General features: G+C 68.0%; 21 protein-coding genes. 13 read left to right on the forward strand and 8 right to left on the reverse strand.

Features of this window, described 5'->3' with window-relative positions:
- Positions 1-57: 57 nt before the first annotated feature.
- Complete coding sequence (locus ACETII_RS08575; RefSeq protein WP_472787759.1) at positions 58-1,011, reverse strand: bifunctional riboflavin kinase/FAD synthetase; 954 nt, start codon at positions 1,009-1,011, stop codon at positions 58-60.
- A 146-nt stretch (positions 1,012-1,157) separates the two neighbouring features.
- Here ACETII_RS08575 and dps point away from each other — a divergent pair, with 146 nt between their 5' ends.
- Positions 1,158-1,640: a DNA starvation/stationary phase protection protein Dps gene (dps, locus tag ACETII_RS08580; RefSeq protein WP_472787760.1), complete on the forward strand. Its 483-nt coding sequence runs from the start codon at positions 1,158-1,160 to the stop codon at positions 1,638-1,640.
- A 7-nt stretch (positions 1,641-1,647) separates the two neighbouring features.
- On the opposite strand, the gene ACETII_RS08585 is transcribed toward dps, so the two are convergent.
- The 3 genes from ACETII_RS08585 to ACETII_RS08595 are packed head-to-tail and all read right to left on the reverse strand — an operon-like array spanning position 1,648 to position 3,805.
- On the reverse strand, positions 1,648-2,124 hold the full coding sequence (locus tag ACETII_RS08585) for a MaoC family dehydratase (RefSeq protein WP_363350622.1): 477 nt from the start codon (positions 2,122-2,124) through the stop codon (positions 1,648-1,650).
- A gap of 56 nt (positions 2,125-2,180) precedes the next feature.
- Complete coding sequence (locus ACETII_RS08590) at positions 2,181-3,089, reverse strand: TIGR01459 family HAD-type hydrolase (protein ID WP_472787761.1); 909 nt, start codon at positions 3,087-3,089, stop codon at positions 2,181-2,183.
- The gene (locus tag ACETII_RS08595) at positions 3,089-3,805 is read right to left on the reverse strand and encodes a carbonic anhydrase (RefSeq protein WP_472787762.1); all 717 of its coding nucleotides are present in this window, start codon (positions 3,803-3,805) and stop codon (positions 3,089-3,091) included. The genes ACETII_RS08590 and ACETII_RS08595 overlap by 1 nt, the downstream gene beginning before the upstream one ends.
- Positions 3,806-3,940: 135 nt before the next feature.
- On the opposite strand from ACETII_RS08595, the gene ACETII_RS08600 reads away from it, so the two are divergent.
- The 9 genes from ACETII_RS08600 (at position 3,941) to ACETII_RS08640 (ending at position 14,368) form a co-directional block, all read left to right on the forward strand.
- On the forward strand, positions 3,941-4,810 hold the full coding sequence (locus ACETII_RS08600; RefSeq protein WP_472787763.1) for an HpcH/HpaI aldolase/citrate lyase family protein: 870 nt from the start codon (positions 3,941-3,943) through the stop codon (positions 4,808-4,810).
- Positions 4,811-4,895: 85 nt separating this feature from the next.
- Positions 4,896-6,305 (forward strand): COG4223 family protein, encoded by a 1,410-nt coding sequence (locus tag ACETII_RS08605; protein WP_472787764.1) that lies wholly within the window; start codon positions 4,896-4,898, stop codon positions 6,303-6,305.
- Positions 6,306-6,320: 15 nt separating this feature from the next.
- Entirely contained in the window at positions 6,321-7,712 is a 1,392-nt protein-coding gene (locus ACETII_RS08610; protein ID WP_472787765.1) for a heme biosynthesis HemY N-terminal domain-containing protein, read from the forward strand.
- Positions 7,713-7,721: 9 nt separating this feature from the next.
- Positions 7,722-8,441: an ABC transporter ATP-binding protein gene (locus ACETII_RS08615; RefSeq protein ID WP_472787766.1), complete on the forward strand. Its 720-nt coding sequence runs from the start codon at positions 7,722-7,724 to the stop codon at positions 8,439-8,441.
- Positions 8,438-9,916 carry an ABC transporter permease subunit gene (locus ACETII_RS08620; RefSeq protein ID WP_472787767.1) on the forward strand — a complete coding sequence of 493 codons (1,479 nt, stop codon included), beginning with the start codon at positions 8,438-8,440 and terminating at the stop codon, positions 9,914-9,916. The genes ACETII_RS08615 and ACETII_RS08620 overlap by 4 nt, the downstream gene beginning before the upstream one ends.
- A complete protein-coding gene (locus tag ACETII_RS08625; RefSeq protein ID WP_472787768.1) occupies positions 9,913-11,328 on the forward strand; it encodes a DUF3526 domain-containing protein in 1,416 nt (471 codons plus the stop codon). Before ACETII_RS08620 ends, ACETII_RS08625 begins: the two co-directional genes overlap by 4 nt.
- A gap of 140 nt (positions 11,329-11,468) precedes the next feature.
- The gene (locus ACETII_RS08630) at positions 11,469-13,142 is read left to right on the forward strand and encodes an acyl-CoA dehydrogenase family protein (RefSeq protein WP_472787769.1); all 1,674 of its coding nucleotides are present in this window, start codon (positions 11,469-11,471) and stop codon (positions 13,140-13,142) included.
- Between the two features lie 374 nt (positions 13,143-13,516).
- On the forward strand, positions 13,517-13,795 hold the full coding sequence (locus ACETII_RS08635) for a hypothetical protein (RefSeq protein ID WP_472787770.1): 279 nt from the start codon (positions 13,517-13,519) through the stop codon (positions 13,793-13,795).
- A 111-nt stretch (positions 13,796-13,906) separates the two neighbouring features.
- Positions 13,907-14,368, forward strand: a complete 462-nt coding sequence (locus ACETII_RS08640; protein ID WP_363350643.1) for a host attachment family protein — start codon at positions 13,907-13,909, stop codon at positions 14,366-14,368.
- A gap of 52 nt (positions 14,369-14,420) precedes the next feature.
- Here ACETII_RS08640 and trmD read toward each other — a convergent pair whose 3' ends face one another.
- The 4 genes from trmD to ffh all read right to left on the reverse strand — a co-directional run bounded on the left by trmD (position 14,421) and on the right by ffh (position 17,827).
- The gene (gene trmD / locus ACETII_RS08645) at positions 14,421-15,110 is read right to left on the reverse strand and encodes a tRNA (guanosine(37)-N1)-methyltransferase TrmD (protein WP_472787771.1); all 690 of its coding nucleotides are present in this window, start codon (positions 15,108-15,110) and stop codon (positions 14,421-14,423) included.
- A gap of 40 nt (positions 15,111-15,150) precedes the next feature.
- On the reverse strand, positions 15,151-15,687 hold the full coding sequence (rimM, locus tag ACETII_RS08650) for a ribosome maturation factor RimM (protein ID WP_472787772.1): 537 nt from the start codon (positions 15,685-15,687) through the stop codon (positions 15,151-15,153).
- A 219-nt stretch (positions 15,688-15,906) separates the two neighbouring features.
- Complete coding sequence (rpsP, locus tag ACETII_RS08655; RefSeq protein WP_472787773.1) at positions 15,907-16,266, reverse strand: 30S ribosomal protein S16; 360 nt, start codon at positions 16,264-16,266, stop codon at positions 15,907-15,909.
- A 25-nt stretch (positions 16,267-16,291) separates the two neighbouring features.
- Entirely contained in the window at positions 16,292-17,827 is a 1,536-nt protein-coding gene (ffh, locus tag ACETII_RS08660; protein ID WP_472787774.1) for a signal recognition particle protein, read from the reverse strand.
- A 346-nt stretch (positions 17,828-18,173) separates the two neighbouring features.
- On the opposite strand from ffh, the gene glgB reads away from it, so the two are divergent.
- The 3 genes from glgB to glgA are packed head-to-tail and all read left to right on the forward strand — an operon-like array spanning position 18,174 to position 23,143.
- Positions 18,174-20,378, forward strand: a complete 2,205-nt coding sequence (gene glgB / locus ACETII_RS08665; protein ID WP_472788141.1) for a 1,4-alpha-glucan branching protein GlgB — start codon at positions 18,174-18,176, stop codon at positions 20,376-20,378.
- A gap of 27 nt (positions 20,379-20,405) precedes the next feature.
- Positions 20,406-21,668, forward strand: a complete 1,263-nt coding sequence (gene glgC / locus ACETII_RS08670) for a glucose-1-phosphate adenylyltransferase (protein WP_363350653.1) — start codon at positions 20,406-20,408, stop codon at positions 21,666-21,668.
- The gene (gene glgA, locus ACETII_RS08675) at positions 21,665-23,143 is read left to right on the forward strand and encodes a glycogen synthase GlgA (RefSeq protein ID WP_472787775.1); all 1,479 of its coding nucleotides are present in this window, start codon (positions 21,665-21,667) and stop codon (positions 23,141-23,143) included. The genes glgC and glgA overlap by 4 nt, the downstream gene beginning before the upstream one ends.
- Positions 23,144-23,157 lie beyond the last annotated feature (14 nt).

Consider the following 23,157-nt stretch of genomic DNA (forward strand, 5'->3'; position numbering starts at 1 on the left):
GCAACTTTCGTTACGAGGCTTGCGCTGTTTGGCGGGGAATTTTAGCTCCGGGAGGGACTATCGTTTCGCGAGGAGCGCGCGCGCCAGGGCGCTGTCCGCGTCCATCTGGGCGATCAGCGCCTCCACGCTGTCGAATTTCTGCTCGCCCCTGAGGAAAGCGTAGAACGCGACCTCGACTTCTTCGCCATAGAGGTCGCCGGAGAAATCGAAGACGAAGACTTCGAGAAGGGGCGCGCCATTGTCGAAGGTTGGACGGCGTCCGAAGCTCGCGACGCCGTTGCGCACGACCCCGTCGATCTCGATCGTCACGGCGTAGACGCCGTGACGCAGGCGGTTCGAGGGGTCGAGCGCGAGATTGGCGGTGGGGAAGCCCAAGAGCCGCCCGCGCTTGTCGCCATGGCGCACGACGCCGCGCACGAAAAAGGGGTGGCCCAGGAGCCGGCGGGCGGCCGCGACGTCGCCGGCCTCCAGCGCCTCGCGCGTTGCGGTCGAGGACACCGCCTCCAGGCTGCCCTCCTCGTCCTGGGTGATCCGGTCGACGATCTCGACCGCGAAGCCGAGCCGCGCGCCCTCGGCGCGCAGGAAGTCGGCGTCGCCGGCGCGGCCGGCCCCGAAACGAAAGTCGTAGCCCGCGACGGCGGCCGAAACGCCGAGCTTCTTCTTCAAGATCTCCTCTGTGAACTCCCGCGCCGGCCGCGCGGCGAAGCTGCGCGTGAAGCTGAGCACGATCATGCCGTCGAGGCCGAGCCGGGCGGCCTGCGCCGCCTTCGCGGCGGGCGGGGTGAGGCGGAAGATCACCGGCCGGCCGGCGAAGACGTCGGCCGGATGCGGCTCGAAGGTCAACAGCGCGCAGGGCTTGCCGAGTTTTTTCGCGAGCGCCTGGGCATGCGCCACGACGCCGCGATGGCCGCGATGCAGCCCATCGAAATTGCCGATGGCGACGACGGCGCCCTCGAGCCCCTCGGGCGGGCGTTCGGGGTCGGAGGCGACAATGAAGGAAGGTTTTGTCACGAGCTGATCCGATCGGCGGCGCGGGGCGTCAAACTGCCGTGCGGCGGGCCTGAGCGCAAGGGGACCGAAAAATTCGCCCGCCTGGACTCGCGCGCCCCGGGGGGCGCCATAGCTTAGGGGACGAGCCCGGAGCAGCGAGGAAGATCATGAAGCTTCGCAACACCCGCAACGATCTGCCGTCGAATTCGAAAACGGCCGTGGTCGCCATGCTCAACGCCCGTCTCGCCGACGCGATCGATCTGTCGCTCGCCACCAAACAGGCGCACTGGAATCTGCGCGGTCCGCAATTCATCGCCGTTCATGAAATGCTCGACGGCTTCCGCACCGAGCTCGACGCCCATGTCGACACAATGGCCGAGCGCGTGGTCCAACTCGGCGGCGTCGCAATGGGCTCGACCCAGGCCGTCGCTCACGCGACGGATCTCGACCCCTATCCGCTCGACCTCGTGGCGGTGGAAGATCATCTCGGCGCGCTCGCCGACCGCTACGGAAGGGCGGCAAACTCAGTGCGCGCGGGAATAGAGACGGCGGAGGGCGCGGGCGACGCCGACAGCGCCGACATTTTGACGAATTATTCGCGCGCGCTCGACAAGTCGCTCTGGTTCATCGAAGCGCATTTGACCCAGTAAAGCCGCCTCACGCCGTCGCCGGCTTCTCCGCCGGCGGCGCCGTGCGGGCGGCCTGTTCGCGCGAGGGGACCATGACCAGCGCCTCGCCGTCGAGCACGACCTTGCCGTCGACGAGACACTCGCATTTGAGCTTGGCGCGGCGGCCCTTCTCGACGAGCTCCACGACTTCGACGACCACGGTGATGACGTCGCCGATCTTGACCGGCGCGCGGAAATTCAGGGTTTGCGACAAATAGACGGCGCCCGGACCGGGCAGATACATGCCGATGACCGTCGAAATCAGCGAGGCGGTGTAAAGGCCGTGGACGATGCGCTCGCCGAAGCGCGTCTTGGAGGCGAAATGGTCGGAGAGATGGATCGGATTGCGGTCGCCCGAGAGATCGGCGAAGGCGATCACGTCGTCGTCCATCACCGCCTTCATCAGCGTTTCGCGCATGCCGACGCTCAGATCTTCGAAATAATAGATTTTGAAGGGCGTCGACATCTTCGTTTCACCGGATCGTTGTAGAGTTGGACGGACAGAGGGCCCGACGCCCCCTTTTACCAGAAAACCGCGCGGGCCAAAGCGACGGGACGCGCGCCCGCCGCCGCGATGAGGCGTTCGAGCGCCGACGGGTCGACCTGCTCTCCGCTCGGGCGCAGCTCCTCGCCATGCACGCCGTCGGTGATGAAGACGCAGTCGAGCCCGGCCCGCCCCGCGCCGGCGAGGTCGGTCAGCGCGCCGTCGCCGATGGCGACAATGCGCGAATCCGCGACCGGCCGGCCGGCGAGACGCGCCAGCCGCTCGCGGGCGGCGGCGTAGACCGGCGGATGCGGCTTGCCGAACATCAGCACCTTGCCGCCCATCGCGGCGTAGCGCTCGGCGAGCGCCCCCGCGCAATAGACGAGGTCGTCGCCAATGGCGACGACAATGTCCGGATTGGCGCAGAGCATGACGAGATCGTGCGCTTTGAAAGCGGCGAGGCGCTCGTCGTAATCTTGCGGCGTTTCGGCGCGCTCCTCCAGGAGTCCGGTGCAGACGACGTAATCGGCCTCCTCCGGAGAAACCTTCCGCACCGGCGCGCCGAGGCGGCGGCCCGCCTCCTCGAAGAGCCCGTTGTCGCGCGGCGGCCCCAGGTGATAGCAGGCCTGCCCCTTGCGTGAGACCATTTCGCGCAGCGTCAGCTCGCCCGCGGAGACGAGATCGTCGAAGGCGTCTTCCGGCAGGCCAAGCCCCAGCAGCTGCCGGCGCACCTCGGCGTCGGGGCGCGAAGCGTTGGTGACGAGCAGGACGCGCCCGCCCGCGGCGCGAAAGCGCCGCAGCGCGTCGGCGGCGGCGGGAAAATGCTTCTTGCCGTCGATGAGGACGCCCCAGACGTCGCAGAGGATCGCGTCGTAGCGTCCGGCGATGTCACGCAGTCCGCTTATTTCCGGAATGCCGGCCGCCCGCGCGGCGGCTGCCGCCTGCATCAAAATCGCGCCTCCTCGAGGGCCGCGGCATGGGCTTTCGCGGCCACGGGCCGAAATTCGCCCGAGGGTTCGTGGAGCGCGAGCAGGCGGCCGTCCATCACGCTGAAATAAGCCGCGTGAAGATGCAGATAGCCGCGCCGCTCGAGAATTTGCACCATGGGGAAGCTGCGCAGATGGACGAGCGTCTGCTTGATCGATTCGAATTCGAGTTTCTGCAGATAGGCGGGGTCGTGCGGGTCCGGCGTGCGGCCGAGACGCTCGACCGCCGGCGCCAGCATCTTGATCCAGTCGCCGATGAAGTCGCTGTGGCTCAAACGCGGGGCGTCGGGATTGACCGAAATCTCGGCGAAGGCGCGCACGCCGCCGCATTGCCCGTGGCCGAGCACGACGATGTGGTGAACCTCGAGCGCCATGATGGCGTATTCGAGCGCGGCGGAGGCGCCGTGGAAATGGTCGTCCGGCTCATAGGGCGGCACGAGCGCCGCCACATTGCGCAGCACGAAGAGCTCGCCGGGTCCGGCGTCGAAGATCGCCTCGGGCGCGACGCGCGAGTCGCAGCAGCCGATCACCATGGTCGTCGGCTTCTGGCCCCTGATCGCGAGCGTCCGGAAGCGGGCCTGCTCGGCGCGGAATCGCCCGGCCAGAAACACCTCGTAGCCCTCCACAAGGTGTGGCGGGAAGCTGCTATCGAGCGCCGCTTTGTCGTCGGGTTGCATCTCGTGCCGTTCCGGAAAGGGGGTCACCGGGGCCGCCGCGCCCGGAGGCGGATGGCGTAGACGCCTCTTATTGTGTAGGAGAGCCGGCGCGGCAAGAGAAAGATCACCCTTTCGATACCTTCGAGCGAGCAAAACATGATTTCCAAACTGAAGCGTAGCGTGCTGGCCATGCCGGGCTCCAACGCCCGCGCGCTGGAAAAGGGCAAGACCCTCAAGGCCGACGTTCTGATGTTCGAGCTCGAAGACGGGGTGGCCGAGGCGGCCAAGGAGACGGCGCGGGCGCAGGTCGCCGAGGCGGTGAAGGGCGGCGGCTACGGCGACCGCCAGATCGTCGTGCGCGTCAATGCGCGCGGCTCCGAATGGTACAAGCCCGATATCGCCGCGATCGCGCCCACCGGACCGGACGCCATCGTCATCCCCAAGGTGAACTCCCGCGACGACATCCTCAAGGCCGCGGCCGACATCGTCGCGGCGGGGGCGCCCTTCAAGACAAAGCTCTGGGCGATGATCGAGACGCCCCGGGCGATCTTCGACATCGAGAAGATCGCGAGCGCCGCCGACGATCCGGCCTCGCGCCTCGAAGCGCTGGTGCTGGGGCCTAACGACATCGCCAAATCGACCCGCGCGCGCCTCACGCCCGGCCGTCCGGCGCTCCTTCCCTGGCTCTCGGCCGGCGTGCTCGCCGCGCGCGTGCACGACATCGAGATCATCGACGGCATCTACAACGACTTCAACGACGAGGCCTGCCTGCGCCGCGAGGCGGAACAGGGCCGCGACATGGGCTTCGACGGCAAGATGCTCATCCACCCGAACCAGATCGCCCCGGTCAACGAGATCTTCGCGCCCTCCGCCGAGGAAGTGGAGTTCGCCCGCCGAATTCTCGCCATCTTCGAGGAGCCCGAAAATCTCGAAAAGGGCGTGGCGCAGATCGACGGCAAGATGGTCGAACGGCTCCATCTCGACATCGCCCGCCGCACGCTCGCGCTCATGGAAGCCGCCGGCTAGCGAAACGGCGGAAAGCCTGTTTCGCGAGCAGGCCGCCTCCTTTATACCTGCGCTGCGAGCGGATGAGATAGCGAGGAGGGCAAGCATGGCGGCCCCTGGAAACGAGAAGACCGATCAAGCGTCCAAGCCGGAGGGCCCGAAAGCCCCAAGCGCGCCGGCGCCCAAAGCGGCCGCCGCCGTGGCTCCCGCGAAGCCCGCGCCGCGCAAGGGGGGGCTCGTCTCCAAGCTCGTCGTCGCCGCCCTCGCCCTCCTCGCCCTCGCCGGCGCCGCCGGCTATGCGGCGCTGACGTTCAGGGACGCGGACCCGCGCCTCGGCGTCGCCGCCGCTTATGTGGACGAGGGCGTGAGCGAGGCCCGCGCCCTCCTCGACAAGGGGCAGGCGCTCGTCGCCGAATTGACCGGCGAGACGGCGAAGCCCGACGCCGAGCAGAGCGGCGCGCGGGCGCGTCTCGACAAGGCCCCGCTCGCCGCCCCGGAGCCGCCCGGTCCCGCCGCGGCGGCGCCGGAAAAGGCCCCCGAAGCCGCGCTCCCCGCCGCCGAGCCGCGCCCGGACGCGGTCGCTCCTGAAGCCGCCAAGCCGATCGAGGCCCCCCCGGCCGACGTCAAGCCCGTCGAGAAGCCGGCGGAAAGCGCGGCTGCCGACGCCAAAAAGATCGACGCCCGTCCTCCCGAGGCCAAGCCGCTGGAGCCAAAGCCGATCGAGGCCGCGCCGATCGAATCCCGGTCGGCGGAGGCGAAGCCCATGGAGCCTGCGCCCGTCGCCGCGGCGGCGCCCGTCGCCAAAGCCGCGGGCGTGGACGCCGACGGCTTTTCGGACCGCGATCTCATATCCGCCCTCGAAGGCCGCATCGACGCCTTGAGCGACGAGGTGAAGGCGCTGCGCGACAGGCTCGACGCGCCGAAGAACGAGACCCGCGCCGCGCCCGAGGCCGAGGCGCCCAAGCCCGCTCCTGCGCCCGCTCCCGCGCCCGCCGCCGCCGATACGTCTGGCGCGTCGGTGGTTCTGGCCTTTGCGCTGCAACGCGACCTCGAGGCCGGCCGGCCGTTCGCCGACGAGATCGCCGCCTTTTCGCGCCTGGGCGCAGAGCCGGCCCCGTCGCCCGCCCTGATCGACCTGGCCGAGAAAGGCGCGCCGACCGGCGCACAGCTGCGCGAGGCCTTCCTGCCGGTCGCCAAGGCTCTCAGGGCGCATGAAAGCCACGGCCAGGACAGCGGCGCGCTGACCGATCATCTTCTGCAGGGCGCCAGCAAGCTCGTGAAAGTTCGCCCGACGGGCGAGGCGGAGCCGGAAAGCCTGGACGGCAAGCTCCATCGCATCGAAGCCGCGCTCACCCACAATGATTTCGCCGCGGCCTTGAGCCTCTATGACAGTCTGCCCGAGGCGGCGCGGGCCGAATCGAAAGAATTCGGCGCGACGCTGCGCCAGAGGGCCGAGGCGGCGCGCGCCGCGGATGAACTGCTGCACGGCGCGATCGCCGCGCTCGGCAAGAAATAAGCGGGAGCCGCCCTGATGCTTTTCCTGTTCTTTTTCCTGATCGCGCTCGCCGTCGCCGCCTATGGCGTCGAATGGCTGATCGAGCAGCCGGGCTCGCTGACGCTGGAGTTCGCCGGCCGCCATATCGAAACGTCGATCCCCGTCGCCGTGGCCGGCCTGCTGCTGCTGATCGCCGCGACCATCCTGGTCTGGGCGATCCTCGTCGCCCTCGTGCGCCTGCCGGGCCGCATCAGCGGCGGCTCGCGTGAGCGGCGCAAGGCGCGCGGGCTCGACGTGCTCTCGCAGGGGCTCGTCGCGGTCGGCGCGGGCGACGTGGCGCGCGCCCGCAAGGCCGCGCAGCTCGCCGAGAAGCTTCTCCCCGAGGAGCCGCTGACGCAGCTTCTGGTCGCGCAGGCGGCGCAGCTTTCGGGCGACCCCAACGCCTCGGCCAAGGCCTTTCACAAGATGACCCTGAAGCCCGAGACCAAGCTTCTCGGCCTGCGCGGGCTGCATGTGGAGGCGAAGCGCCGCGAGGACGCCGACGCCGCGCATCATTTCGCCGCCGCGGCGCAGGCGATCGCGCCGCTGCCCTGGGCCGGCGCCGCCGTTCTCGAACATCTCGCGGCGACCGGAGACTGGGAAAAGGCGCGCGAGGCGCTCGAAAAAAGCGTCACGGCCAAGGCGATCGACCTTCCCACGGCGCAGCGCTACCGCGCCGTGATCGAGACCGCCATGGCCATGGCGCGCGAGGGCGAGCATCCGCATGACGCCCTCCATCTCGCCCGCCAGGCCCTCAAGCGCCGGCCGGGGTTTGTTCCCGCCGCGGTCACCGCCGCGCGCGTCCTGATCCGCCATGGCGATCAGAAGCAGGCGATCAAGCTCGTCGAAGGCGTCTTTGCGAGCGCGCCCCATCCCGATCTCGCCGAAGTCTACGCCGAGGCGCTGCCGGGCGAGTCGAACAGTCAGCGCGCCGCACGGGTGGAGAAGCTCGTCAAACTCGCGCCGCAGGCGCCCGAAGGACGGCATGCGCTCGCCCAGGCGGCGCTGGCGGGCCGGGACTTCGCCAAGGCGCGCGAGGCGCTTAAACCGCTCATCGCCGAGGGCCGGCATCCGACGGCCCATACCTGTCTGCTGATGGCGGAAATCGAGGACGCCGAAAACGGCCCGAGCGGGCCGGTGCGCGAGTGGCTCGCCCGCGGCTCGCGCGCCCCGCGCGATCCGGCCTGGATCGCCGATGGCGTCGTCTCCCGACACTGGCTGCCCATTTCGCCGACGACCGGACGTCTCGACGCCTTCGAATGGAAAACCCCGCCCCATTCCGCGTCGCCGGTCGCCGGAGAAGGGCGGCCCAATAACCCGTCCGCCTTCCTCGCGCCTCCCGCGCGCACGGCCGAACTCGCGCCCGCCGCCACGCCGGCCGCTGAATGAGGAAGACGCATGCTCGAAGCGCGGGGTCTCACCAAGCGATATGAGGGCGCCGGGGCGCTGGCGCTCGATCGGCTCGATCTGACCGTTCCGGCCGGGGAGGTCTTTTGCCTGCTCGGCCCCAATGGGGCCGGGAAAACGACGACGGTCAATCTCTTCCTCGGTTTTCTCGCCCCGACGGAGGGGCAGGCGCTGGTCTGTGGCGTCGACGCCGCGAAAGACCCGCTCGGCGCGCGGGCGCGGCTCGCCTATATCCCCGAGACGGTCACGCTCTATGGCGCGCTCACGGGGCTCGAAAATCTTGGCTACTTCGTCGAGGTCTCGGGCGCCGCGACGCCGCGTTCCGAGTTTCTCCCGCTGCTGCTCGCCGCCGGCCTCCCCGAGGAGGCCGCGACGCGGCCGGTGCGCGCCTATTCCAAGGGCATGCGCCAGAAGGTCGGCGTCGCCATCGCGCTGGCGCGGCGCGCGCAGGCGCTGGTGCTGGACGAACCGACCTCGGGGCTCGACCCTCTGGCGGCGAATGAATTCGCCAAGCTGATCGAGCGGCTGCGCCGCGAGGGGCTCGCGGTGCTGATGGTCACCCACGATCTCTTCCTCGCCAAGCAATGCGGCGGGCGCATCGGCGTCATGGCGCAGGGGCGGCTCGCGCGCGTGTTCGGGGCCGAGGACGTCGATCATCTCGGGCTCGAACGCGCCTATCTCGACATTGTCGCTTCGGGAGGCGCGGCGTGAGCGATGTGGCGCTCTCTCCCGCCGCCGCCTCGGCCCGTGCGCCCGGGCGCTTCAAGGTCATCCGCGCCGTCGCCGCCAAGGAATGGCTGGAGATGCGGCGTGACCGCCGGCTGGTCGCGCTGTTCGCTTTCGCCGCGCTCTTGATGCTCGCGGCGCTCGGCTTCGGGGCGGCGGAGAATGCGCGTCTTTCCCGCGAGCGCGCGGCCGCGGCCGAAGCCGATCGCGAGCTCTGGACCAGCCAGGGCGCCAAGAACCCGCACGCGGCCGCCCATTTCGGCCAATACGCGTTCAAGCCGGAAAGCCCGCTCGCGCTCGCCGACCCCGGCGTCGATCCTTATGTCGGGACGGCGGTGTGGCTCGAGGCGCATAAGCAGAACGAGGCGCAGTTCCGCCCGGCGCGCGACGGCGGGACGGCCGCCCGGCTCGGCGGCTTGTCGCTTGCCTTCATCCTGCAGGTCATCGCGCCGCTCGTCGTGTTGCTGACGGGCTTCGCGAGCTTTGCCGGCGAGCGCGAAAGCGGCGCGCTGAAACAGCTTCTGAGCCTCGGCGCGCGGCCGGGCGATCTTCTCGCCGGCAAGGCGCTGGCGCTCTTCGGCGCGGCGGCCGCGCTGCTCGCCCCGGCGTTTATCTGCGCCTTTGTCGCGGTCGCGCTGCTCACCGATCCGTCGAAACTCTCTCTCGCCGACCAGTTCCTGCGCCTCGCCGTATTGACGCTCGGCTATGGCGTCTATCTGGCGGGTTTCGCCTTTCTCGCGCTCGGGGTCTCGGCGCTCGCCCGCGACAGCCGCGCGGCGCTCGTCGCGCTGCTCGCTTTCTGGCTCGTCAACGCCTTCGTCGCGCCGCGCCTTTCGGCCGATCTCGCGCGCGCTCTGGCGCCGACGCCGAGCGCGCAGGAATTCCGCGCAGCCATCGCCAGGGACAAGGCGAAAACCTTCGGCCATGACGAGACGCATCCCGCCTTCGTCGCCTTTCGCGACGAGACGCTCAAGAAATACGGCGTCTCGCGCGTCGAGGATCTGCCGGTAAGCTTTCGCGGCCTGACGCTGCGCCGCGACGACGAAAACGGCTACGCGATCTACGACAAGCATTTCGGCGCGCTGCAGGCGGCGTTCGACCGCCAGGACGCGCTGCGGACGGCGGCGGGCTTCGTCTTCCCGCTTCTGGCGATGCAGCCGTTCTCCATGGCGCTCGCCGGCGCGGACAGCCTCGCGCAATTCGATTTCGCGACCGCCGCCGAGGCGCATCGCCGGCTGATCCAGAACGAGGTCAGCGACAACATCATCCACTTCCAGCGCGACGAGAGCTACGTCGCGGGTCCGGAGCTGTGGCGGCGCATCGCCGCCTTTTCCTATTCGTCGCCCAAGGCCGGCTTTGCGCTTGCCGGCGCGCGCGAGGCCATCGCGGGGCTGCTCGGCTGGCTGGCGCTCACCGCGGTTTTCGCACGCGTCGCGGTTCGCCGCCTGAGGCCGCTATGACGAGCTTTCTCGCCGGGCTGCGCGCCGAGGCGCTGATCCTCAGCCGCGCGCGCGCCGTAGGGGTGGCGCTCGTCGCGCTCGCCGCCGCCGCGCTTTTTGCGCTTTACGCCGGCGCGACGCGCGTCGCTACGCAGCAGGAGATCGTCGCCGCCGCGCGCGCCGATGAGGCGCAGCGGATCGACGGCCTGAAGAAGACGCTCCTCACGCTCGAAAGCGGCGCCGCGCAGCAGGAGCCGCCGCCCTATCGCGACCCGCGCAACGCCGCCTTCATGGGCGCCGGGCCGGCCGCGAGCGTCGCGGCGCTCGCCCCGCAGCCGCTCGCGCTCGTCGCCGTCGGCCAGAGCGATCTCATGTCGTCGGCGATCAAGGTGACGAGCGGTTCGAAAGACGCTTTTCTTTTCGCCGACGAGATCGAGAACCCGGCGCTTCTGTCGAGCGGCGCGACGGATCTCGCTTTCATCGTCGTCCTTGTCTATCCGCTCGTCATTCTGGCGCTCGCCTTCAATTTGCTCTCGGGCGAGCGCGAACAGGGCACGCTCGTCATGACGCTCGCCGCGGCGCGTCGCCCCGGCGCGGCCCTTGCCGGAAAATTGGCGGCGCGCCTCGTCGCCCCCATCGCCGTCATGTTTCTGGCGAGCGCGCTGGGGGTCGGTCTTTTCGCGGGATGGGACGCGCTCGCGTCCACAGGCTTCATGCGGCTCGCCGCGGTCATTCTGGTCTATGGGCTGTTCTGGGCGGCGCTGGCGGCGGCGGTCGATGGGCTCGGCCAAAGCTCCGCCTCCAATGCGCTGACGCTCGTCGGCGCCTGGGTCGTGCTCGCCCTGCTGGCGCCGGCCGCAATCAACAGCGTGGCGGCCTACGCCTATCCCGCGCCCTCGCGCATCGACATGACGCTCGCCGCCCGCGCCGCCGCGACCGACGCCGACAAGAACCGCGACGCCATGCTCGCCCGCTATGTCGAGGAGCATGGAAGCGCGCCGCGCGGCGGGCCGCGGGAGGGGACGTTGCGCCGGATCGCGACCCAGGAAGCCGCCTTCGAACGCGTCGAAGGCGTCATCGCCGCCCATGACGCGGCGCTCGGTCGCCAACGCGCTCTCGTGGACCGCCTGAGCTACCTTTCCCCGACAATGCTCGCCTATGCGGCGCTTGCCGACGTCGCCGGAACGGGCGAAGCGCGCTACCGGGATTTTCAGGATCGCTTGGGCGCCTTCCACCTCGATTGGCGGGCCTTCTTCCTCTCCCGCGCCAAGGCTGGGCAGGCGATGACGGCTCAGGATTACGATTCCTTGCCGCGCTTCGCGGCGGACGGCGAGGCTGAGGGGGGCGTCACGGCGGCGCTTCTCGGCATGGGGCTTCCGACCTTGCTTCTCGCCCTCTTCGCCTGGCGCGGTTTCCGGCGCGTCGCGCCCTGAAGCCGGGTGACGCGACCCCGTCGCGCCCGCGCTCTTGGGGCGCAGGGCGGCGCTGTTGCGTCGCAGGCGAAATGACGGCATGAAAGGCGCAAATTTGCTGACAGCCCTGCAACGGGCCTCTTTCACGGGTAGGAAAGTCCATGACCGCAGCCGTCGCGTTGAAAATCGAACCCGCCACCTGGCTCGCCGACGCCAAGGAGGCGCAGGGGGCCGTCGAGGCGCTCTACAATGAGGGGCTCGCGAGCGTCCGCGCCCGGGTCTCGCGCGACGGCAAGATCGCCAACGATCTTTTCGAGGCCGACCAGCACGCCGCCCACGGCCTCGCCTGGCTCGCGACCTATGTGCAGGGTCTGAAAGAGTTGATCCATTACGCCGAGCGCCTCCAGGCCGAAGGCGCCTATGGCGAGACCGAGGAGCTCTTGAACCAGATCGGCTTCGCCGAACTGCTCGCCCAGGTCTATGGCGGCATTCCGATGAGCCAGGGCGAATTCGTCCGCCTCTCGGATTTCGGCCTTTCCGCCCAGCAGATCGCCGCCAAGCGGCCGGCCTCGGTCGACCGACTGATCCTCTCCGGCAATACGCCCGCGAACCGCGCGCGCCTCGCCGAGCTGATCGACCATCACGCGGCCGCCGAGACCATCGGCGCGTCCGGCCTCGACGAGACGCTCGAGGCGATTCGCAGCGAGATGCGCAAATTCGCCGCCGACCATGTCGTGCCGTATGCGCAGGAGTGGCACGCCAGGAACGCCTATATTCCGCTCGACGTCATCTCCGGCCTCGCCGAACTGGGCGTCTTCGGCCTCACCATTCCGGAGGAATACGGCGGCTCGGGCATGGGCAAGATCGCCATGTGCGTCGTCTCCGAGGAGCTGTCGCGCGCCTATATCGGCGTCGGCTCGCTCGGCACCCGCTCGGAGATCGCCGGGGAGCTCATCCTCGTCGGCGGCACCGAGGCGCAGAAGAACAAATATCTGCCCAAGATCGCCAGCGGCGAAATTCTCCCCACGGCGGTCTTCACCGAGCCGAACAACGGCTCCGATCTCGCCGGCCTGCGCACCCGCGCGGTGCGCGAAGGCGACGTCTACAAGGTCACCGGCAACAAGACCTGGATCACCCATCCGGTCCGCGCCGACGTCATGACGCTGCTGACGCGCACCAATCCGAACGAGAAGGGCTACAAGGGCCTGTCCATGTTCATCGCGGAAAAGCCGCGCGGCACGGATGAGAATCCCTTCCCGGCCCAGGGCATGACCGGCGGCGAGATCGAGGTTCTGGGCTATCGCGGCATGAAGGAGTTCGAGATCGGCTTCGACAATTTCGAAGTGCCGGCCGAAAACCTGCTCGGCGGCGAGGAGGGCAAGGGCTTCAAGCAGCTCATGGAGACCTTCGAGTCGGCCCGCATCCAGACCGCGGCGCGCGCGCTCGGCGTCGCCCAATGCGCGCTCGATCTCGGCCTGAAATACGCCAAGGAGCGCATTCAGTTCGGCAAGCCGCTGTTCGCCTTCCCGCGCGTCTTCAACAAGATCGTCGCCATGGCGGTCGAGATCCACGTCGCCCGCCAGATCACCTATTTCGCCGCCCGCGAGAAGGACGAAGGCAAGCGCTGCGACCTCGAGGCCGGCATGGCGAAGCTTCTGGGCGCCCGCGTCGCCTGGGCGGCGGCCGACAACGCCCTGCAGATTCACGGCGGCAACGGCTTCGCGCTCGAATATCCGGTCTCCCGCGTCCTCTGCGACGCCCGCATCCTCAATATTTTCGAGGGCGCGGCGGAAATCCAGGCGCAGGTCATCGCACGGCGACTGCTGGAGGGCTAACGACGCCACGCCGCTTCACCCGGCGCGTCCAGAGCCCCTTCCCCGCAAGGGGGGAGGGAGAGGATTTCGCGTCTCGCCGAAGGCGAGGCGGAGAAGGGGGCCCTCGCGAGGCCCCCATTTCTGTTTGAAAACCGACAGACTTCCGACTGATTTTTGCGCGGTCTGCTCAATGCTTTTGCAGTGCGTCAATATAGCGCGGACCGTTGTAATCATTGGGATAGTTTCAGAGGCCAAGATTGATTTTAGACTGGCGAAAGCTTTGAAGCGCAGTATATGTTGCAGCGCACAAACAGCGCGGCGGACATGCGCTAAAAGCCCGTCCACGAACCGGAAAGCTTTTTCCGGCCCTATGTTGGACGGGCAAGGAGGTCACCATGATGGAATCGGTCAGACAGTATCTCCAGGACTGGTCGGACGCCTGTGAATACGCCAATGAATGTGCGCCCGACCTGTCCGTCCTCGGCAATGGCGAGCCGTTCACGGCGCTCTTCTTCATCGCCGCCGTGTGCTACCTCGTTTACGCCTTCAACGAGGCGCGCATCAGCCGACGCGTGCATGCGACGTCTGCCGTCGCCGGCGCCGCGAGCGAACTCATCGGCGTCGTCGAACAGATGCAGCAGAGCCGCGCGAATCGCGAAAAGCTCGCGGCCTGACCGCGGGCCTTCCTGTCGGACGCGCGTCGATGCGACGCGCCCGGCCAAGCTTGCTCTCCCCTCGTCCAACGGCCAAATGCACAGGCGTCAGTTATCTTCACGAGGGACGGTATGAGCGCGATTGCAGTGCACAATGGGGCGTGGGTGCTCGTCGGCGACGGTCGGCGGGCGTTGTTCTTTCAAAATCACGGCGACGCTCAACTCCTCGACCTGCGCGTCCTCGAGACCCGGATCGACCAGAATCCCGCGACGCGCGACCAGGGGTCGGACGCGCCGGGCCGCGCCTTCGCATCGGCCGGTTCGCACGCCCGCAGCGCCATGGGCAATGTCGACTGGCACGAGCTCGAGGAAGAGCGCTTCGCCCGCGCCATGGCCGACCGCATCAACGCCGCGGCGGAAAGCGGCGAGCTGAAGGAAATCGTCATCGTCGCGCCGCCCAAGACGCTCGGCGAAATCCGCAAGGATCTCTCCGTGAAGGCGCAGGGCAAAGTCGCCGGCGAGCTCGACAAGGATCTGACCAAGCATCCCCTTCCCGAGATCGAGAAGGCGCTGGCGCTGAAGCCCGCGGGTTAAAACTCCCGCGACGTCATGGCCGCGCATGTCGCGGCCATCTGCGGGAAAGTCATTATTCTTTCCCGCGCGCCAGAAGGTCCGGCCGCCTCGCGCGGGTCAGCGCCAGCGCCTGCTCATGGCGCCATTTGGCGATTTTGGCGTGATCTCCCGACAGCAGGATTTCCGGGATGGGTCGCCCCTCGAAGTCGCGCGGGCGCGTGTAATGCGGATATTCGAGCAGGCCCGTCTCGAAACTTTCCTCTTCCCCCGACAGCTCCTCGCCCATGACGCCCGGCAGCAGCCGCACGCAGGCGTCCATCAAGGCGAACGCCGCGACTTCGCCCCCCGAGAGGATGTAATCGCCAATCGAGATTTCCTCGAGCCCACGCGCGGCGATGATGCGCTCGTCGACGCCCTCGAACCGCGCGCAGAGAATGACCGCGCCCGGCCCCTGCGCGAGCTCGCGCACGCGCGCCTGGGTGAGGGGGCGGCCGCGCGGGCTCATCAGCAGGCGCGGGCGGGGGTCGTTTTCATCGGCCGCCGCGTCGATCGCCGCCGCCAGCACGTCGGCGCGCATCACCATGCCGGGGCCGCCGCCCGCCGGCGTATCGTCGACGGCGCGATGGCGGCCGATCCCGTGTTCGCGAATCTGGCGCGTCTCCAGCGCCCAGACGCCGCGCGCCAGCGCGTCGCCGGCGAGCGACAGGCCGAGTGGCCCCGGAAACATTTCGGGAAAAAGCGTAAGGATCGTCGCGCGCCACATGGGGCGCTTATGGCATGCGGCCGCTGCGCGCCGCTAGCCCTTACGGCTCCTGCGTTTCGCCTTCGACCTCCGCCGGCGGCTCGATCACGACGCGGCCTTCGGCGACGCTGACGATCGGCGCAATCGCCTTGGTGAAGGGGAAGAGCAGCGTCTCGCCGCCGGCCTTGGGCGCGACTTCGAGAATGTCGCCCGCGCCGAAATTGCGCACCGCGACAATCACGCCGAGTTCCTCGCCCGAGCGCGTCTCGGCGCGCAGGCCGACGAGATCGGCGAGATAGAATTCGTCCTCGTCCTCGGGGGCGGGCAGCTTTTCGCGCGCGATAAAGAGTTCGGCGCCGGTGAGCCGTTCGGCGCCCGCGCGGTCGCCGACGCCCTCGACGCGGGCGACCAGCATGTCCTTGCCCTGGGGGCGGACGGAGAGAAGGGTGAAGCTTCTCGCGCCGCTCTTGTCGCTGAGCGGGCCGTAATCGGCGATCGCCAGAGGGTCGGCCGTGAAACTCTGCAGTCGAATTTCGCCGCGCACGCCATGGGGCGCGCCGAAGCGGCCGAGGAGGACGAGGCTCTTTCCGGCTTTCATGGATTATGCAGCAGCCGAAACCATGGGGCCAAAAATCCCCTCCTCGCGGGGAGGCGCGCGCATAGCGCGCCGGGCGGGGACCGCGCGGAACGCGCGGCTGCAGAAGGCATTTCTCGAGCGGGCTAAGCCCCACCCGACCCCGCTTCGCGGGGCCACCCTCCCCGCAAGGGGGAGGGATGGAGTCCTGCGAGCGGCGGCTCCGAAATGGACGTGGAAACCTTACTCCGCCGCGTCCGCAGCGGCGCCGGCGGCTTCGGCCGCGGCGGCGGCGCGTTCCTGGGCCTTCTTCTTCGGCTTGGCCTTCTCGGGGTTGTTGCGGGCCTCGCGCTTCAGCAGGCCAGCGGCGTCGAGCAAGCGGGCGACGCGGTCGGTCGGCTGGGCGCCCTTGACGAGCCATTCCTTGGCTTTTTCGGCGTCGAGAACGACGCGGTCGGCGGCGTCCTTGGCCTTGAGCGGGTCGAAGGTGCCGAGCTTCTCGATGTAGCGGCCGTCGCGGGGCGAGCGCGAGTCGGCGACGACGACGCGATAGAAGGGGCGCTTCTTGGCGCCGCCGCGGGCGAGACGGATCTTGAGAGACATGTCAGTTTCCTTGTGAGTTTATCGGTTACTTTTTCTTTCCGAACGGGTTGAGCCCGCTCAGCAGTCCGCCGCCGAGCCCGGGCAGGCTCGGCTTCTGCGCAAGGAGATCGGCCGGGGGAGCGGCCGGAAGGCCGGGAGCGCCGGCAGGCGGCCCCCCGAGCTTCTCCTGCATCTTCTGCAATTCTTCCTGTGACGGCATCGCCATGCCGCCGGGGCCGAGCCCCATCATCTGGGCGGCCTTGCCCATGAGCCCGCCGCGCTTGCCGGCGCCGAAGGACTTCATGAGATCGGCCATCTGGCGATGCTGCTTGAGAAGCTTGTTGATCTCCTCGACCTTCGCGCCGGCGCCGGCCGCGATGCGCTTCTTGCGCGAGGCCTTGAGAAGGTCGGGGTTGCGCCGCTCCTGCGGCGTCATGGAGAGGATGATCGCCCGCTGGCGCTTGATCAGGCTTTCGTCGAGATTGGCCTTGGCGATCTGGTCCTTCATCTTTGCGACGCCGGGGAGAAGCCCCATGATGCCGCCGAAGCCGCCGAGCTTTTCGACCTGCGCGAGCTGGTCGCAAAGGTCCTGAAGGTCGAATTTGCCTTTGGCGATGCGCGCCGCGGCCTTGCGGGCCTCCTCGGCGTCGATCGCGGCCGCCGCCTTTTCGACGAGGGCGACGATGTCGCCCATGCCGAGAATGCGGTTGGCGATGCGCTGCGGCGAGAATTCGTCGAGCGCGTCCATCTTCTCGCCGGCGCCGATGAGCTTGATCGGCTTGCCGGTGACGTGGCGCATGGAGAGCGCCGCGCCGCCGCGGCCGTCGCCGTCCATGCGCGTCAGGACGATGCCGGTGATGCCGACCCGCTCGTCGAAGCTCTTGGCGAGATTGACGGCGTCCTGGCCGGTGAGCGCGTCGGCGACGAGCAGGATTTCATGCGGGCTGGCGTAGGACTTGATGTCCGCCATCTCCTGCATGAGCGGTTCGTCGATATGGGTGCGGCCGGCCGTGTCGAGCAGCACGACGTCGTAGCCTTCCAGACGCGCCGCCTCCATGGCGCGGCGGGCGATCTGGATCGGCGTCTGCCCTGCGACGATCGGCAGCGTGTCGACCTCGACCTGGCGGCCGAGCACGGCGAGCTGCTCCTGCGCGGCCGGACGCTTCACGTCGAGCGAGGCCATGAGCACGCGCTTGCCGTGGCGCTCCTTGAGGCGCTTGGCGATCTTGGCGGTGGTCGTGGTCTTGCCGGCGCCCTGCAGGCCGACCATCATGATCGCGACCGGCGGCTTGGCGGCGAGGTCGATCGCTTCCGTCGTTTCGCCCAGGGTCTCGATCAGCACGTCGTTGACGATCTTGACGACCATCTGGCCGGGCGAGACCGATTTGACGACGCCGGCGCCGACGGCGCGGTCGCGCACCTTGTCGGCGAAGGAGCGCACGACGTCGAGCGCGACGTCGGCCTCGAGCAGCGCCCGGCGAATTTCCTTGAGGGCCTCGTTGACGTCGGCCTCGGTCAGCGACCCGCGCCGCGTCAGCCTGTCGAATACGGCGGAGAGCTTGTCGGAAAGGCTCTCGAACATGTTGTCTCTCCTGCGGCGCGGGCTTGTCGCCAACCGCCGCTCCAAAGCAAAACGCGCCCGGGGGCGCATCGCGCTGCCGGGCGTTGGCCTGCCGCCTCTACCGGACGGCTGGGCTGTTGAACAGTTTTCTCTTACCGAGATTGACCCGCTTTTTAGGGGCGGCGGGGCCGCTCTGTCAATGCTGTCGAGCCGGGCCGTCCGCGCCCCGCGGCGAAAGCGACGACAGATGCGACAGTCTGGCGTCGCGCGGGGGCTTCCCCGGCGGCGCCTGTCGGGCCATCATCTGTTGAAAATCCGACAGGCGCTCCTTGCGAGCCTCTCGGCCTTCGCGGATCATCGGCTTCTTATGCGCACACAGAGCTGGCGGGCCAAACCCGACGAGATCGCGGCCATCCTCGCCGCCCGCCACGGCGATCCTTTCGCGCTGCTGGGCCTGCACGAGACCCCCGAGGGCTTCGTAATCCGCGCCTTCGCGCCCGGCGCGCAAAGGCTCACGGCCGAAACGCCGGACGGGCGGGAAATCGCCGTTCTCGACCGCGTCCACGACGCGGGCTTCTTCGAAGCGCTGACGACGCTCGACAAGCGGGGCCCCTATCTCCTGGCCGCCGAAAACGAGACGGGCGCCTGGCGCTTCGCCGACCCTTACGCCTTCCCGCCGTTCCTCGGCCCACTGGACGACTATCTGCTCGTCGCGGGCGAACATCAGAAACTCTATGAGCGGCTCGGCGCGCAGCTTGTCGTTCATGAAGGCGTCGAGGGGACCAATTTCGCCGTCTGGGCGCCCAACGCGCAACGCGTATCAGTGGTCGGAGACTTCAACCAGTGGGACGGGCGCCGCGCGCAAATGCGCAAGCGCGTCGACAGCGGCGTTTGGGAGATTTTCATCCCCGGCGTCGGCGCAGGCGCCGTCTACAAATACGAGATTATCGGAAGACATGGCGAATTGCTGCCGCTCAAGGCCGATCCGTTCGGCTTCGAATCTGAACTTAGACCCTCGACCGCTTCGGTCGTGGCCGCCAACGCGCCTTACGAATGGGGCGACGACGTTCATATGCGCGCGCGCGCCAACAACGATCCGCGCCGCGCGCCCATGTCGATCTACGAGGTTCATCTGCCGTCCTGGCGCAAGGCGGAAGGCTGGCGCTTCCTCACCTATGACGAACTCGCCGACGCGCTCGTGCCCTATGTCGCCGACATGGGCTTCACCCATATCGAGCTTCTGCCGGTCAACGAGCATCCGCTCGACGCGTCCTGGGGCTATCAGCCGATCGGCCTGTTCGCGCCGACGCGCCGGCACGGCGATCCGCAGGGCTTCCGCCGCTTCGTCGACCGCGCCCATCAGGCCGGCCTTTCCGTGATCCTCGACTGGGTGCCGGCGCATTTCCCGACGGATGAACACGGGCTGGCGCAGTTCGACGGCGGGCCGCTCTACGAACACCCCGACCCGCGCCGCGGCTTCCATCCCGACTGGAACACGGCGATCTATGACTATGGGCGGCGGGAGGTCGCCAATTTTCTCATCGCCAACGCGCTCTACTGGCTCGATCGTTTCCATATCGACGGATTGCGCGTCGACGCCGTCGCCTCCATGCTCTACCTCGATTATTCGCGCAAGGCGGGGGAATGGGCGCCCAATCCCGACGGCTCCAACGACAACCGCGACGCCGTGCGCTTTCTTCAAAGGTTCAACGAACTCGTCTACGGGCTTTACCCCGGCGTCGTGACGGCGGCCGAGGAATCGACCGCCTGGGGCGGGGTCACGCTGCCGACCTCTTCCGGCGGGCTCGGCTTCGGCTTCAAATGGAACATGGGCTGGATGAACGACACGCTGCGCTACATGTCGTCCGATCCTGTCTATCGAAAATGGCGCCACAATGAGCTGACCTTCGGCCTGCTCTACGCCTTCGCGGAGAATTTCGTGCTGCCGCTCTCCCATGACGAAGTCGTGCACGGCAAAGGCTCGATCCTTTCCAAAATGCCCGGCGACGACTGGCGCCGTTTCGCCGGCGCGCGCGCTTATTACGGCTTCATGTGGGGGCATCCGGGCAAGAAGCTCCTGTTCATGGGCCAGGAGTTCGGCCAGACGCGCGAATGGGATTATGCGGGTGAGCTCGATTGGGGCCTGCTTCAATATGCGCCGCACCGGGGCTTGCAGGACTATGTGCGCGACCTCAATCGCCTCTATCGCAGCCGCGCGGCGCTCCATGCGCGCGACTGCGAGAGCGAGGGATTCGAATGGGTCGTCGTCGACGACGCGGAGAGTTCGGTTTTCGCCTTTCTGCGCTACGGCGACGATCGCGCGCGGCCCGTTCTCGTCGTCTCGAATTTCACGCCCGTGCCGCGCCACGCCTATCGGCTCGGCCTGCCGCGCGCGGGACGCTGGCGGGAGATCCTCAATTCCGACGCCGCCGCTTATGGCGGCTCCGGCATGGGCAATCTCGGCGCAATTACAGCGCGGGCGGAAGGCTTCGCGGGTTTTCCGGCCTGCGCCGATCTCGAAATCCCGCCGCTTTCCACAATGTTCTTCGAACCCGACGATGGCCTGGAATGACGCTCTCACTTAAACAGGACGCACCGCATGGCCGCCTATGACAATGCGCCGCTCGCGCGCTACGCCATGGCCTATGTGCTCGCTGGCGGCCGCGGCTCGCGGCTGATGGAATTGACCGATCGGCGCGCCAAGCCCGCCGTCTATTTCGGGGGCAAATCCCGCATCATCGACTTCGCGCTCTCCAATGCGCTCAATTCCGGCATTCGCCGCATCTGCGTCGCGACCCAGTACAAGGCGCATAGCCTCATTCGCCATCTGCAGCGCGGCTGGAGTTTCTTCCGCACCGAGCGCAACGAGAGCTTCGACATTCTGCCCGCGAGCCAGCGCGTCTCGGAGGATCACTGGTATCTCGGCACGGCCGACGCCGTCTTTCAAAACCTCGACATCGTCGAGAGCTACGACCCCAAATACATCGTGCTGCTCGCCGGCGACCATGTTTACAAGATGGATTACGAATACATGCTGCAGCAGCATGTCGAGCAAGGGGCTGACGTGACGGTCGGCTGTCTCGAGGCGCCGCGCAGCGAGGCCTCGGGCTTTGGCGTCATGCAGGTCGATCACGACGACCGCATCGTCGCCTTCTACGAAAAACCCGCCGATCCGCCGGCCATGCCGGATCGTCCGGACCGATCGCTCGTGAGCATGGGCATCTATGTCTTCGAGGCGAAATTCCTCTATGACCAGTTGCGCCGCGACGCCGACGACGCCCATTCGACGCATGACTTCGGCAAGGACATCATTCCCTATATCGTGAAGCACGGCAAAGCCGTCGCGCATCACTTCTCGCGCTCCTGCGTGCGCGCGGCGAGCGAGCAGCACGCCTATTGGCGCGACGTCGGCACGGTCGACGCCTATTGGGCGGCGAATATCGATCTCACCGACTTCACGCCGCAGCTCGATCTTTATGACCGCAACTGGCCGATCTGGACCTACGCCGAAATCACGCCGCCGGCCAAATTCGTCCACGACCAGGTGGGCCGGCGCGGACAGGCGCTGTCCTCTCTCGTCTCCGGCGGCTGCATCGTCTCGGGCTCAACGCTGCGCCGCTCGTTGCTCTTTACCGGCGTGCGCGTGAATTCTTACGCCACGGTCGAGAACGCGGTGATCCTGCCCTATGTCGACATCGGCCGCTCGTCGCGCCTCACCAATGTGGTGGTTGATCGCGGCGTGCGCATCCCGCAGGGTCTCGTGGTCGGCGAAGACCCGGATTTCGACGCGCAGCGCTTCCGCCGCACCGAACAGGGCGTCTGCCTCATCACCCAGCCGATGCTCGACAGGCTTGCGACATGAAGCCGCTCGAGGTTCTCGCCGTCGCCTCGGAGATGAGCCCGCTCGTCAAAACGGGGGGGCTCGCCGACGTCGTGGGCGCGCTGCCGGCGGCGTTGCGCGCCGAGGGCGTCGAGACGCGCACGTTGCTTCCCGGCTATCCGGACGTTATCGCCGCGCTCGGGGCGGGCGAGACGTCGCTTGCCTTCGACGATCTCTTCGGCGGCCCGGCCTGGCTGCATGAGGGACGCCTGGGCGAAGATGTTATCTACACGCTCGTCGCGCCGCATCTCTATGCGCGCGCGGGCGGACTCTATACCGACGCGAAGAGCGTCGACTATTCCGACAACGCCTTCCGCTTCGCCGCGCTCGCCTGGGTCGGCGCCGAGATCGCGCAAGGGGCGCTTGCGGATTTCCTTCCCGACGTTCTGCACGCGCATGACTGGCAGGCGGCGCTCGCGCCCGCCTATCTCCATTACAGCGGCCGGCCGCGGCCCGCGACAGTCGTCACGGTGCATAACATCGCCTTTCAGGGACAATTCGCCAAGGAATTGCTCGACGATCTGCGCCTGCCGCCGCAATCGTTCCAGATGGAAGGCGTCGAATATTACGGCGCGATCGGCTTCTTGAAGGCTGGCCTCCAGCTTTGCGACCGCATCACGACGGTGTCGCCGAGTTACGCGCTCGAGATCGAAACCCCCGAATTCGGCATGGGGCTCGACGGCCTGTTGCGCGCGCGCGCGAATGTGGTTAGCGGCATCCTCAATGGCGTCGACGAAGCGGTATGGAGCCCCGCGACAGATTCCCGCATCGCCGCCCGCTATGACGCGGGGCGCCTCGACCGCCGCGCGAAAAACAAGGCGACGCTTCAGCGCCGCTTGCATCTCGATGCGGACCCCGAGGCTTTTCTGCTGGGCGTGGTGAGCCGGCTGTCTTGGCAAAAGGGCCATGACATGCTGCTCGCCACGCTGCCCGCGCTGATGGCGCGCCGCGTGCAGCTTGCTTTGATCGGGACGGGCGACAAACATCTCGAGGAGAGCTTTCTCGCGGCGCAGGACGCCTATCCTGGCCGCGTCGCCGTCACCATCGGCTACAGCGAGGACATGGCGCATCTCATTCAGGCGGGGGCCGACGCTTTTCTCGTTCCCTCGCGATTCGAGCCCTGCGGCCTGACGCAGCTTTACGCGCTGCGCTATGGCGCAGTCCCAATCGTTTCGCGCCTCGGCGGCCTGAAAGACACGATTGTCGACGCCAATGAGATGGCGCTGCAGGCCGGCGTCGCGACAGGCTTTCAATTCTCGCCGCCCTCGGCGGAGGCGCTCGCCCTTGCGCTGCGCCAGGCCGAGAGGGTTTTCAGGGATAAAGAGACGTGGCGCAGCTTGCAGGTCAACGGCATGAAGACAGACGTGTCCTGGCGCCATCCCGCGCGGCGTTATGCGGCGCTTTACCGTGAGGCGGTCTCGGGGGACGCCGTCCCCTCCCTGTCCCTCCCCCGCTGAAGCGGGCGTGCTCA

The sequence above is a fragment of the Methylocystis sp. NC52PC genome (assembly GCF_055698645.1).